A 13,554-nucleotide genomic window follows, 5' to 3' on the forward strand; every position below is an offset into this window, starting at 1 on the left:
ATAATAATATGTGTGGAATTGTAGGTTATATTGGATATCGAGAAGCATATCCTATTGTTATAAAAGGATTAAAGCGATTAGAATACCGTGGCTATGATAGTGCAGGAGTTATGCTTTATGACGGAACAGATTTAAAAGTTTCTAAAACTAAAGGAAAGGTTTCTGATTTAGAAGAAAAATCATCTAAAGAGATAACAACCAACGGAAGTATTGGTATGGGTCACACACGTTGGGCTACACATGGAGTTCCTAATGATGTAAATTCACATCCACATTTATCAAATTCTGGAGACTTGGCAATAATTCACAATGGGATTATAGAAAACTATGAACCATTAAAAAAAGAATTAATAAAAAGAGGCTATGTTTTCAAATCGGATACTGATACTGAGGTTTTAGTTAATTTGATTGAGGATGTTCAGAAAAAAGATAATTTAAAACTTGGGAAAGCAGTTCAAATTGCCTTAAACCAAGTTGTTGGAGCTTATGCAATTTGTGTTTTTGATAAAAAAAAACCAGATGAAATGGTTGTGGCTCGTTTAGGTAGTCCATTAGCAATTGGAGTTGGTGAAGAGGAGTTCTTTATAGCTTCTGATGCATCACCTTTTATTGAATATACTTCTAACGCTATCTATTTAGAAGATGAAGAAATGGCTATTGTGCGTTTGCACAAACCACTAAAAATAAGAAAAATCAAAGACGATTCTTTGGTAGATCCTTACGTTCAAGAATTGCAAATGAATTTAGAGCAGATAGAAAAAGGTGGTTACGATCATTTTATGCTTAAAGAAATTTATGAGCAACCAAATGTGATTAAAGACACTTACCGAGGAAGACTTCACGCAAATAGTGGTTTGATTCAAATGGCAGGTATTGAAGATAATTTAGAAAAATTTCTTCATGCCGATAGAATTTTAATCATAGCATGTGGAACATCATGGCATGCAGGTTTAGTTGCCGAATATGTTATTGAAGAATTTGCAAGAATTCCTGTTGAAGTAGAATATGCCTCAGAGTTTCGATACAGAAACCCAATTATCACCAATAAAGATGTTGTGATTGCAATATCTCAATCGGGAGAAACGGCCGATACATTAGCAGCAATCAAATTAGCTAAAGAAAAAGGAGCCTTTGTTTTTGGTGTTTGTAATGTTGTGGGTTCTTCAATTTCAAGAGAAACTCATGCCGGTGCTTATACTCATGCCGGACCAGAAATTGGAGTAGCTTCAACAAAGGCGTTTACTACTCAAATTACAGTTTTAACAATGATTGCGCTTCGTTTGGCTAAAGCTAAAGGAACGATGTCGAATTCAGACTTCCACAGATATTTACAAGAATTAGAAGTAATTCCAGAAAAGGTTGCAGAAGCATTGTCATCGACAAACGACATTGCTAAAGAAATTGCTACTATTTATAAAGATGCGCCCAATTGTTTATACTTGGGTAGAGGATATAATTTCCCAGTTGCTTTAGAAGGAGCTTTAAAGTTAAAAGAGATTTCTTACATTCATGCAGAAGGCTATCCAGCTGCAGAAATGAAACACGGACCGATTGCATTAATTGACGAAAAAATGCCAGTAGTTGTTATTGCTCCTAAGCAAGGACATTACGACAAAGTGGTAAGTAATATTCAAGAAATCAAATCAAGAAGCGGAAAAATTATTGCCATTGTAACCAAAGGTGATGTTCAAGTAAAAGGTCTTGCAGACCATGTGATTGAAATTCCTGAAACTTCAGATGCGCTTTCACCACTTTTAACTACAATTCCGTTGCAACTTTTATCGTACCATATTGCTGTGTTAAGAGGATGTAATGTTGATCAGCCAAGAAATTTAGCAAAATCGGTAACGGTTGAATAAATAATATATGAATTTGATAAAAAAAGCGAGAAAAATATTTTTCTCGCTTTTTTGTTTTAACATTTTTATGATTAATTTAAGAAAGAAGGCTGTTTACTATGTGCGCATACTATTTTTTTGGTAATATTCACAATAAGTTAATAAAAACATAAAGATTTTTGATTGCGGATTAATCGAAAAGAGTTAAAAAAAATGACAATTATTAAAATAATCTTCACTTTTTTTAATAATATAAAAATTATTTGTATTTTGGCTACTTAAACCAACAAAAATCAAACCTAATGAAGATTTATTATTTTATGTTGACGTTGTTTTTTTGCAGCATTTCATTTGCTCAAAGCACAATTTCAGGTTCGGTAAAAGACAGTAAAAACGAACCAATTCCTGGCGCAAACGTTAAAGTTGTTGGCGAGTCATCAGGAACTGTTACAGATGGAGACGGTAAGTTTATTGTCAAAGTCACCAAAAAACTACCTTTTACAATTGAGGTATCAAGCATCGGATTTGCGACTCAAAAAATTGAAGTTACTTCAGCATCCCAAAAAGTTGAGGTTAAAATGGAAAATCAAGACACACAATTGGATGAGATTGTAGTTGCTGCTTCTAGAGCTCCTGAGAGAATTAAAGAATCTCCAGTTACAATTGAAAGGATGACAATAAAAGACATCAAGAAAACTGCTTCGCCTACTTTCTATGATGGTCTTGAAAATCTAAAAGAGGTTCAAATGAATACAAGTAGTATGTCATTTAAATCTATCAATACTAGAGGTTTTGCTACTGTAGCTAACACAAGATTCATGCAATTAGTTGATGGTATGGATAACTCATCACCATTGCTAAACTTCGTTTTAGGAAACCTTATTGGTATTTCTGAAATTGATGTTCAAAGTGTTGAATTACTTCCTGGAGCATCTTCTGCATTATATGGAGCAAATGCTTTTAATGGTATTTTATTTATGACAAGTCAAAGTCCTTTTGATAAACAAGGAGTAACAGCATATGCTAAGTATGGTATGACAAATCAAAATGCAGCTGGAAGCAATTTGTATTATGATTATGGAGTAAGAGTTGCTCATGCATTTACTAAACATTTTGCTGCAAAAGCCAATTTCACTTTTATGAATGGTACAGATTGGTTTGCTACAGATTACAGAGATAAAGATTTGGTGAACAATGTCGGTTTAGACAGAAGTTACCATAACTATAATGGTATGAATGTTTATGGTGATGAGGCTACTACAAATATTAAAAGTGTTGGAAATGCACTTGTAGGACTAGGAGTTATTACTCCTGCTCAAGCATCAGTATTACCTAATTATAATGTAAGTAGAACAGGATATAATGAGGTTGACCTAACAGATAATAAGGTACAAAATGCTAAGATTGATTTCTCTTTGCACTTTAAACCATGGGCAAATAATACAGAAATTATTTGGCAAAGTAAATTTGGTTTTGGTAATACAGTTTATCAAGGTGCCAATAGATATTATTTGAACGGTTTCTTCATGCAACAACACAAGTTAGAGGTGAAAGGTAAAAATTTCTTCGTTAGAGGTTATTTCACAACAGAAGATGGTGGAAATTCTTACGACATGTTGTTTACAGGATTAAATATCAACAGACAATGGAAAGCGGATAATGTATGGTTCGGACAATATGCTGGAGCTTACATATCGTCAACTTTGTTGGGCGGAGCTACTCCAGACCAAGCGCATGCTATTGCAAGAGCTACTGCTGATACTGGTAGATTAATTCCTGGAACAACTGCATTTAAAAACGCATTTAATAAAGTAATTGCTGATCCTAACGTATTAACAGGTTCAAAATTAGTTGATAACTCGTACATGTATCACTCAGATGCAAACTATAATTTTAAAGATTTAGTGAAATTTGCAGAAATTCAAGTTGGAGGTTCATTCAGATTATATGAATTAAACTCTTTTGGAAGAATCTACACGGATTATACAAGCCAAATTAACTACAATGAATATGGAGCATATACTCAAATTCAAAAGAAATTAATGGATGACAGATTGAAATTAACAGGTTCTATTCGTTACGATAAAGCTAAAAACTTTGATGGTAATTTCTCACCAAGAATTTCAGCAGTTTATACTGCGGGTGCACAAAAAGCACATACTTTTAGAGGTTCTTTTCAAACAGGTTTCCGTAATCCATCTACTCAAGATCAATACATCGGATTTAACGTAGGAAGTGCAATATTACTAGGATCTGCACCTGATAACTTAATAAGATATTCAGAAACATTACCAGTTACGTCACCATTAGGTCAAGCTCTTGTTGGCGGAACCACTACAACTATAAATGGTAATAACGCTTATTATAACTCGTATACAGCTGCTTCAGCTCAGCAATTTGCTGCTTTAGCTCCAACTAATCCAGTTGCTGCTGCAGGTTTATTAAAGAAAACTAATGTTGGACTTGTAAAACCTGAAACAGTTAAAGCATTTGAATTAGGATACAGAGGGCAAGTTCAAAAATTATCTTATGATTTAAATGGTTACTATAACATCTACAATGACTTTATTGGAAATATAACAGTTGTTGCACCAACTTATGGAACTGCTCAAGATGCACCAAATCTTTTATTGGGACCTACAAATCCTGGAGTTCAATCTGTAGATGCATTATCTACTGGTAATACTAGAGCATTCCAACTTTATACAAATACTAATATCGAGATTAAATCGATAGGTTTTGGAGCAGGTCTTGCATACAAATTGCCTAGAAATTTTGAAATCAGCGCAAATTATAACTATGCTGAATTTGATTTTGACCAATCTTTAGACCCAAGTTTTGAAGCAGGTTTTAACACACCTAAACACAGAGTTAAAGGTTCTATCAGTAATGATAAATTATTCAAAAACTTCGGTTTCAATTTAAGCGCAAGATGGAATGACGAGTACAAATGGGAATCTACATTTGCTGACGGAATGATTGATGCTGCAACAGTTATTGATGCACAAATCAATTATAGTATTCCAAAATTAAAGTCTATAATTAAACTTGGTGCTGCTAATATTGGTGGTCAAGAATACCAACAAGTTCTTGGAGCAGGTCTAATAGGTCAACAATATTTTGCTTCTTGGACAATAACTCCATAATTTATTTTTAATAAAATTTATAATACTATAAGATTATGATAAAAAATTTCAAATGGCTATTCTTGGTTTCATTAACCTTTATAGCTTGTAATAATGATGATGAAGTTACAGCTGTGCCAAATTCATCGGACGGATTGCCTCTTACTGCAGGTAGTGCCAATTTTTCTAAATTTGTTTCTTTAGGAAATTCTTTGACTGCTGGATATAGTGATAATGCTTTATTTATTGAAGGTCAAAAAGGATCTTATACTAACATTTTGGCACAACAGTTTGCTCAAGTAGGTGGTGGAGAATTTAAAATACCTTACATGAATGATAACATTGGTGGATTGCTTTTTGGTGGAACTCAAATTCAAGGGCCAAGGTTGTATTTCAATGGAGCAGCACCAGTGCCAGTTGCAGGAACACCTTCAACGGAGGTAACAAATAAATTGACAGGCTCTTTTAATAATTTAGGTGTACCAGGAGCAAAAAGTTATCATTTACTTGCTGCAGGTTATGGAAACCCAGCAGGAGTTCCACTTGGTCAAGCTAATCCATATTATGTTAGATTTTCTTCTTCTGCAACTTCTAAAATAATCGATGATGCCACAGCTCAAAACCCTACTTTCTTTTCTTTATGGATTGGAAATAATGACGTTTTAGGCTATGCAACTTCAGGTGGTACAGGAGTAAATCAAACAGGAAATCCAAATGTTGCAGCTTATGGAGCTAATGATATCACTGATCCAACAGCTTTCGCGGGTGTTTACAATACTTTAGTTACTAATTTAACTGCAAATGGAGCAAAAGGTGTAGTTGCAAATATTCCTTATGTAACATCTGTACCATTCTTTACTACTGTTCCAACAAATCCAATTCCAGGATTACCTGCTGCAAGCGCAGGCCAATTAAATGCTTTATTTGGAGGAATAAATTCAGCATTAACTGGTGCAGGTTTACCAACTCGTTTTGTAACACTTGTTGCTGACGATGGTAATGCAGCTACAGTTGAAGCAAACCCACTTTTAATTAGAGATGAAAGTTTAATAAATATTTCTACACAAATAACGGCAGCACTTACTCCTACTGTCGGACCAACTACCGCAGCTTACTTAGGAAGTATTTATGGTCAAGCAAGACATGCTAGTAATGCAGTAGCTACTAAAGACTATGTTTTACTAACTGCAAGAGGAATAATAGGTACCACTCAAACTGGAGCTCCTTCGCCTTTTAATACAATAGGTGTTTCTTATCCAATGCAAGATAATGCAATCTTAACAGCAACAGAAACTGCTGAAGTAAAAACTGCAACAGATGCATATAACGCAACAATTGCAGCTCTAGCTACTTCTAAAGGTTTAGCATTTGTTGATGCTAATGCTGCTTTAGTTCAAGTTGCTGGTTCGGGTATAAGCAATGGTGGATTTACAGTAACTTCTGCTTTTGTAACAGGAGGTGGATTCTCTTTAGATGGTGTTCATCCAAGTCCAAGAGGATATGCTTTGATTGCTAATAAATTTTTACAAGCAATAAACTTAAAATATGGTTCAAACTTTAAAGATGTAGATTTTGGGGATTACAGAATATTATTCCCTTCTGTGTTGTAAGATTTAGACTGAATTTATATAAAACCATCAACTTCGGTTGGTGGTTTTTTGTTTATTGAATATTGATTTCTCTAAGATTTAATCTTGAAATAGAAAAAAAATCAAAAAATGCATAAAAAAATAGCTTTTTGCTATTGATTTTCTATTTAGAAAAATTATCTTTGCACTCTGAAAAAAGACATCATTTTTTCATTTCTAAAACGCTATTAAATAAATACATAAGCAATGTCAAAAGCAATAGGAAAAGTTTCTCAAATCATCGGACCAGTAGTTGACGTAGTATTCAACACTAAAGATGCTGAATTACCAAAAATTTATGATTCATTAGAAATCACTAAGAAAGATGGTACTTTACTTGTACTTGAAGTACAATCTCATATCGGAGAAGATACCGTACGTACTATCTCTATGGATTCTACAGATGGTTTAAGTAGAGGTACAGATGTAGTTTCTACTGGAAACCCAATTCAAATGCCAATCGGTGCAGATGTTTACGGACGTTTGTTTAACGTAATTGGTGATGCAATTGATGGTTTAGGAAATTTACCAAAAACAGGTGAAAACGGAATGTCAATTCACCGTCAAGCACCAAGATTTGAAGATTTATCTACATCTTCTGAAGTTTTATTTACAGGTATCAAAGTAATCGATCTTATCGAGCCTTATGCAAAAGGAGGTAAAATTGGATTGTTCGGTGGTGCTGGAGTTGGTAAAACAGTATTGATTCAGGAGTTGATTAACAATATTGCAAAAGGTCACGGTGGTCTTTCTGTATTCGCAGGAGTAGGAGAAAGAACTCGTGAAGGAAATGACTTACTTCGTGAGATGTTAGAGTCTGGAATTATTAAATACGGTGAAGAATTCATGCACTCTATGGAAAATGGAGGTTGGGATTTAACTAAAGTTGATAAACCAGGAATGAGAGAATCGAAAGCTACTTTCGTTTTCGGACAAATGAATGAGCCACCTGGAGCTAGAGCACGTGTTGCTTTATCAGGATTATCTATTGCAGAATATTTCCGTGATGGAGCAGGTTCAGACCAAGGTAAAGACGTACTTTTCTTCGTTGATAATATCTTCCGTTTTACACAAGCAGGTTCAGAGGTTTCGGCTCTTTTAGGTCGTATGCCATCTGCGGTAGGTTACCAACCAACATTAGCAACAGAAATGGGTGCGATGCAAGAAAGAATTACATCTACTAAAAAAGGATCTATTACATCGGTACAAGCGGTTTACGTTCCTGCGGATGACTTAACTGACCCGGCACCAGCAACAACGTTTGCTCACTTAGATGCAACTACTGTATTGTCTCGTAAAATTGCTGAGTTAGGTATTTATCCTGCGGTAGATCCACTAGATTCAACATCTCGTATCTTAACACCACTTATTTTAGGAGACGAACACTACAACTGTGCTCAAAGAGTAAAAGAAATTCTTCAAAAATACAAACAACTTCAAGATATCATCGCTATCCTTGGTATGGAAGAGTTGTCAGAAGAAGATAAATTATCTGTATCTAGAGCACGTAGAGTACAACGTTTCTTATCTCAACCATTCCACGTAGCGGAACAATTTACAGGTATTCCTGGAGTTTTGGTTGATATTAAAGATACAATCAAAGGATTCAACATGATTATTGATGGTGAATTAGATCACTTGCCAGAAGCAGCTTTCAACCTTAAAGGAACAATTGAAGACGCTATCGAAGCAGGACAAAAAATGTTAGCAGAAGCATAATCAGTTAGCAGTTGGCAGTTGGCAGTATTCAGTGCTAATTACTAATTACTAATTACTAATCACTAAAAAAAATGATTTTAGAAATAGTATCACCGGAAGCTACATTATTTAAAGGAGAAGTTACTTCGGTTTCTTTGCCAGGTGTAGATGGTTCATTTCAAATATTGAACAATCACGCTCCAATAGTTTCTATTTTAAAACAAGGAACAGTAAAAGTTACTGCAACGAGCTTTAAATTCGAAAAAGAAGTAGAAGATAAATTTACAAAAGTAAACGATCAAAACTACACTCTTGAAATTTCTTCAGGAACTATTGAAATGAAAGATAATAAAGTAATTGTTTTAGCCGACTAAGACAGTTCAAAATAAAGTATGAAAGCCAAGCATTATTGTTTGGCTTTTTTTATTTTTGATAAATGAAAAAACTCCCAAAATTATTAACCCAAAAAATGCAACTACGTGAGCAAAACAATGCCTTGCGAAAATTGCCAGTTTCTAATAATTTAATTGATTTTGCTTCCAATGATTATTTAGGTTTTGCTAATTCTGAGGAAATTTTCAATCAAACACATGATTATCTTTTAGAAAACAACATAAAAATAAACGGTGCCACAGGTTCTCGATTAATTTCAGGAAACCACAATTTATACCAAAAAACGGAGGATTTTATAGCTAATTTCCATCAATCAGAAACAGCATTAATTTTCAATTCGGGTTATGATGCTAATCTGGGTTTTTTTAGTTCGGTACCACAACGCAACGATATTATTTTGTATGACGAGTTATGTCATGCTTCTATTCGTGACGGAATTCAGATGAGTAATGCCAAATCGTATAAATTTCAGCACAATGATTTCAATCATTTAGAGAAAGTAATAATTTCACAACTCGAAACTCGAAACCCGATACCCGAAACTTTTTACGTTGTTACCGAATCCGTTTTTTCCATGGATGGTGATTCACCAAATCTAGAAGAATTAGTATACCTATGCGAAAAATACAATTGCTATTTGGTCATTGACGAAGCACATGCATTAGGTGTTTTCGGAGATTTAGGTGAAGGATTAATTCAATATCAAGGCTTGCAAGATAAAGTTTTTGCAAGAATCATGACTTTCGGAAAAGGATTAGGTTGTCACGGCGCAGCCATTTTAGGAAGCCAAGAATTGAAATCGTATTTAGTCAATTTTGCTCGAAGTTTTATTTACACAACTGGACTTTCTCCACATTCTGTAGCCACAATTTTGATAGCTTATCAGTATTTAAAATCTGAAAAAGAAGCTATTCAAAAACTTAAAAACAACATTCAATTTTTAAATCAAGAGAAATTACAAATGGGATTGAAACCAATGTTTGTTTATAGTAAATCCGCTATTCAATGTGCCATAATTCCTGGAAACGAAAAGGTAAAATCTATAGCAAGTCAATTACAAGAAAATGGATTTGATGTAAAAGCCATTCTTTCTCCAACTGTTCCAGAAGGTCAAGAACGACTTCGTTTTTGTTTGCATTCCTACAATTCTGAAAAAGAAATTTCTAAAGTATTGCAATTGTTGAGTACTTTTGTGTTTTAGATAAAAACATGGAAGAACAATTTCAACTTGTCGGTCGTTATCAATATTCCTCTGAGGCTTTAATTTATAAGGGTAAATTGGAGTCTGAAGGAATTGAAGTGTTTATTAGAGATAACAATATTGTTGATTCAAATCCTTTGTATAGTAATGCTGTTGGCGGAATTAAGCTTTTTGTAAAAGAAGAAGATTTAGAAAAAGCTCAACTTATTCTTTCAGAGGTAAGTCAATATTCTCTTGACGAAAACAATCAACTTATCAAATGCCCAAAATGCAATGCTGAACAAGTTGAAATGGTCACTTCAATTAAAGATATTAGATCATTTTTAGCTTTTCTTTTTTCAGTATTAGTTGTGTATATGCCGTTTTATTCTAAGCATAAATACAAATGTCAATCATGTAAATTTGAATTTAATTAAATGAAACTATTCATCACAGGAATCGGTACCGATGTAGGTAAAACCATTACATCAGCCATTGTAACCCAAGCATTAGAAGCCGACTATTGGAAACCTATTCAAGCAGGCGATTTAGACAATTCTGATAGTCATAAAATTCAACGTTATATTTGTAATGATAAAACCATCATTCACGAAAATAGCTATAAACTAAATACACCAGCAAGTCCACATTTAGCTGCTGCAATTGACGGAATTACAATAGATTTGAAAAAAATCGTCGAACCCAAAACAAAAAACCATTTTATTATAGAAGGCGCAGGTGGATTATTAGTTCCTTTAAACGACAACGACTGCATTATCGATTTAATCCAATCCGATTACAAAATACTATTGGTTTCACGCCATTATCTTGGAAGTATCAACCATACATTACTAACTTTTGAAGCTTTAAAAAGCAGAAATTTGAAAGTAGCAGGAATCATTTTCTCAGGTGATGAAAATAAAGCTACCGAAGAAATTATTCTTAACAAAACTAAAGCCAAATTCATAGGAAGAATTGACAACGAACCGTATTTCGATCAAAATGTAATCCAATATTATGCTGATTTGTTTCGTGAAAACCTTCTAAATTTATAAAGTCTTTTTGAAACTCTGTGCTTTTCTCTGTGTATCTTTGTGTAATATTTTTATCTTATGAATTTATCTGAAAGAGACAAAAAACACAATTGGCATCCTTATACACAACACAAAACAGTTGCCGATTTTCCTGCAATTGTAAAAGGGAAAGATGCTTTGTTGTGGGATGAAAACGGTAAAGAGTATATCGATGCCATCGCTTCGTGGTGGGTAAATCCTTTCGGACATTCCAACAAAGTTATGGCGGATGCTATTTATGAGCAATTAACTACTTTGGAACATGTTTTATTTGGAGGATTTACTCATAATAAAGCCGTAGAGTTATCTGAAAAACTAATGGAGATTCTGCCTTCCAATCAACAGAAAATTTTCTACTCAGACAATGGTTCCACTGCGGTAGAAGTTGCTATCAAAGTTGCTTTACAATACAATTATAATAAAGGAATTAAAAAAACTAAAGTCATCGCTTTTGAAGATGCTTTTCACGGTGATACTTTCGGAGCCATGGCTGCTAGCGGAATTACTTTTTTTACAGAAGCTTTCAAAGGTTCTCTTTTAGAAGTTGTTCGCATTCCGGTTCCAACTCAAGACAACGAAGAACAAACTATAAAAACTTTAGAAAATCTTGTAAAAACCAACGAATTTGCGGCGTTTATTTTTGAGCCATTAGTGCTTGGAGCTGCAGGAATGGTAATGTATTCACCAGAAGTTTTAGATAAATTAATTAGCATTTGTAACCAAAATAACGTGTTCACTATTGCTGACGAAGTTATGACAGGTTTTGGCAAAACAGGTAAAACATTTGCCAGTGATTATCTTGTAAACAGACCTGATATGATGTGCTTGTCTAAAGCATTAACAGGTGGAACAATTCCAATGGCAATCACGACGTTCTCTCAAGAAATCTTCGATGGATTTTACCATGATGACACAGACAAAGCTTTGTTTCACGGACACACTTTTACAGCAAATCCGACAGGTTGCGCTGCAGCTTTAGCCAGTATTTCACTTTTACAAACTGATGAAATCCAGCAAAATATTCAAACGGTTCATCAATCGCATTTAGCATTTCAATCCAAAATAAAAAACCATCCAAAAGTAAAAACCACTCGAGTGCTCGGAGTAATTTTTGCCCTAGAAATCAAAACCGAAACCCAAGAAAGTTACTACGGAACGATGCGCAACAAACTCTACAATTTCTTCATCGAAAACGGAGTAATTTTACGACCTGTTGGAAATATAGTTTATATTTTGCCACCATACATCATCACAGAAAATCAATTACAAAAAGTCTATCAAACCATCGAAAATGCTTTGGAAATAGTTTAAATTTGCATTCGTTAAACAAATATTCAAAGCAAAAATCAAAGACTTTATTTTTACTTAAAACTCTGTGATTCCTCTGTGAATCTCTGTGTTATTTAACATGAAAGAAAAAATTGCCATAACATCCTTAGCCTCCATTTCACCATTAGGAAAAAATCCTGAGGCTATTTGGCGTAATTATCTTTCAAATGAAACCTTAATTTCAACTAAAGACTTTAACGGAAAGCCACAATTTGTAGCCACAATTCCTCAAGAAATTAGAAATGAAATAGAAGAATTAAAAAAGAGTGAAATTAAGTACAAAGCTTTAGACGAAACCGTTTTGCTTTCTATTTTAGTTTCACGTCAAGCCATAAAAAATGCAGGTTGGAATAATGGCGACGAATTCGGAATCAACATTGGTTCATCTCGTGGCGCTACACAATTATTTGAAAAACACCACAAAGAATTTCTAGAAACCGGAAAAACATCAACCTTAACATCGCCAACCACAACTCTTGGAAATATTTCTTCTTGGGTAGCGCATGATTTAAAAAACAACGGACCAGAAATTTCCCATTCCATAACTTGCTCTACTGCTTTGCATGCCGTTTTGAATGCTGTAGCTTGGTTACAATCTGGAATGGCAACTAAGTTTTTAGTAGGTGGAAGTGAAGCTCCTTTGACAGATTTTACTATCGCACAAATGCACGCTTTAAAAATTTATTCTAAAGAAACATCCAAATATCCTTGTCGTGCTTTCGATTTTACAAAGACCAAAAACACTATGGTTCTTGGTGAAGCCGCTTCAGTAGCTTGTTTAGAAATTGGCAAAAAAGAAAACGCTTTAGCTTACATAGAAGGAATTGGTTATGCAACAGACGATATCGAACACAATATTTCTATTTCAGACGAAGCTAATTGTTTTCAAAAATCAATGAAAATGGCGCTGAAAAATACTAATCTAGAAGATATTGACGCCATAGTAATGCATATGCCAGGAACTTTAAAAGGCGACACATCAGAATATAAAGCGATTCAAAAAGTTTTCGGTCAAAACAATCCAATGTTAACTACAAACAAGTGGAAGGTTGGACACACTTTTGGTGCATCAGGAATGTTGAATATGGAACTTGCCATCTTAATGATGCAGCACAATCAATTCATCGAAGTGCCATTTGCTGAAAAGCAAACCATAAGAAAAAAAATTAAAAAAGTATTAATAAACGCTGTAGGTTTTGGCGGAAATGCCGTAAGTATCCTTTTGTCAAAAGAGTTTTAAATTTCAAAAGCCAACTTCAAAAGGTAATTTTAGGCATTTGACGTATTTAA

10 protein-coding genes are annotated in these 13,554 nt (G+C 34.1%); all 10 read left to right on the forward strand.

All coding sequences use genetic code 11. From position 1 onward, the window contains the following. The first annotated feature begins 8 nt into the window (after positions 1-8). On the forward strand, positions 9-1,859 hold the full coding sequence (gene glmS / locus ABD771_RS05185) for a glutamine--fructose-6-phosphate transaminase (isomerizing) (RefSeq protein WP_345091606.1): 1,851 nt from the start codon (positions 9-11) through the stop codon (positions 1,857-1,859). Positions 1,860-2,140: 281 nt separating this feature from the next. Further along, positions 2,141-4,984 carry a TonB-dependent receptor gene (locus ABD771_RS05190; protein WP_345091609.1) on the forward strand — a complete coding sequence of 948 codons (2,844 nt, stop codon included), beginning with the start codon at positions 2,141-2,143 and terminating at the stop codon, positions 4,982-4,984. Between the two features lie 35 nt (positions 4,985-5,019). Beyond that, positions 5,020-6,573 carry an SGNH/GDSL hydrolase family protein gene (locus tag ABD771_RS05195; protein ID WP_345091612.1) on the forward strand — a complete coding sequence of 518 codons (1,554 nt, stop codon included), beginning with the start codon at positions 5,020-5,022 and terminating at the stop codon, positions 6,571-6,573. Positions 6,574-6,798: 225 nt separating this feature from the next. Then, positions 6,799-8,310, forward strand: coding sequence for a F0F1 ATP synthase subunit beta (gene atpD, locus ABD771_RS05200; RefSeq protein WP_345091617.1), 1,512 nt, complete (start codon positions 6,799-6,801; stop codon positions 8,308-8,310). Positions 8,311-8,381: 71 nt separating this feature from the next. Beyond that, positions 8,382-8,663 carry a F0F1 ATP synthase subunit delta/epsilon gene (locus ABD771_RS05205; protein ID WP_298307422.1) on the forward strand — a complete coding sequence of 94 codons (282 nt, stop codon included), beginning with the start codon at positions 8,382-8,384 and terminating at the stop codon, positions 8,661-8,663. Between the two features lie 62 nt (positions 8,664-8,725). Then, complete coding sequence (locus ABD771_RS05210) at positions 8,726-9,883, forward strand: aminotransferase class I/II-fold pyridoxal phosphate-dependent enzyme (RefSeq protein ID WP_345091620.1); 1,158 nt, start codon at positions 8,726-8,728, stop codon at positions 9,881-9,883. Between the two features lie 8 nt (positions 9,884-9,891). After that, on the forward strand, positions 9,892-10,299 hold the full coding sequence (locus ABD771_RS05215; RefSeq protein ID WP_345091622.1) for a putative signal transducing protein: 408 nt from the start codon (positions 9,892-9,894) through the stop codon (positions 10,297-10,299). Continuing rightward, positions 10,300-10,917, forward strand: coding sequence for a dethiobiotin synthase (gene bioD, locus ABD771_RS05220; RefSeq protein ID WP_345091625.1), 618 nt, complete (start codon positions 10,300-10,302; stop codon positions 10,915-10,917). A 57-nt stretch (positions 10,918-10,974) separates the two neighbouring features. Further along, positions 10,975-12,246 carry an adenosylmethionine--8-amino-7-oxononanoate transaminase gene (gene bioA, locus ABD771_RS05225; RefSeq protein ID WP_345091628.1) on the forward strand — a complete coding sequence of 424 codons (1,272 nt, stop codon included), beginning with the start codon at positions 10,975-10,977 and terminating at the stop codon, positions 12,244-12,246. Between the two features lie 97 nt (positions 12,247-12,343). Beyond that, a complete protein-coding gene (locus tag ABD771_RS05230) occupies positions 12,344-13,504 on the forward strand; it encodes a beta-ketoacyl synthase N-terminal-like domain-containing protein (RefSeq protein ID WP_345091631.1) in 1,161 nt (386 codons plus the stop codon). Positions 13,505-13,554 lie beyond the last annotated feature (50 nt).

This window comes from Flavobacterium chungnamense, assembly GCF_039539165.1.
Taxonomy (GTDB): Bacteria; Bacteroidota; Bacteroidia; order Flavobacteriales; family Flavobacteriaceae; genus Flavobacterium; species Flavobacterium chungnamense.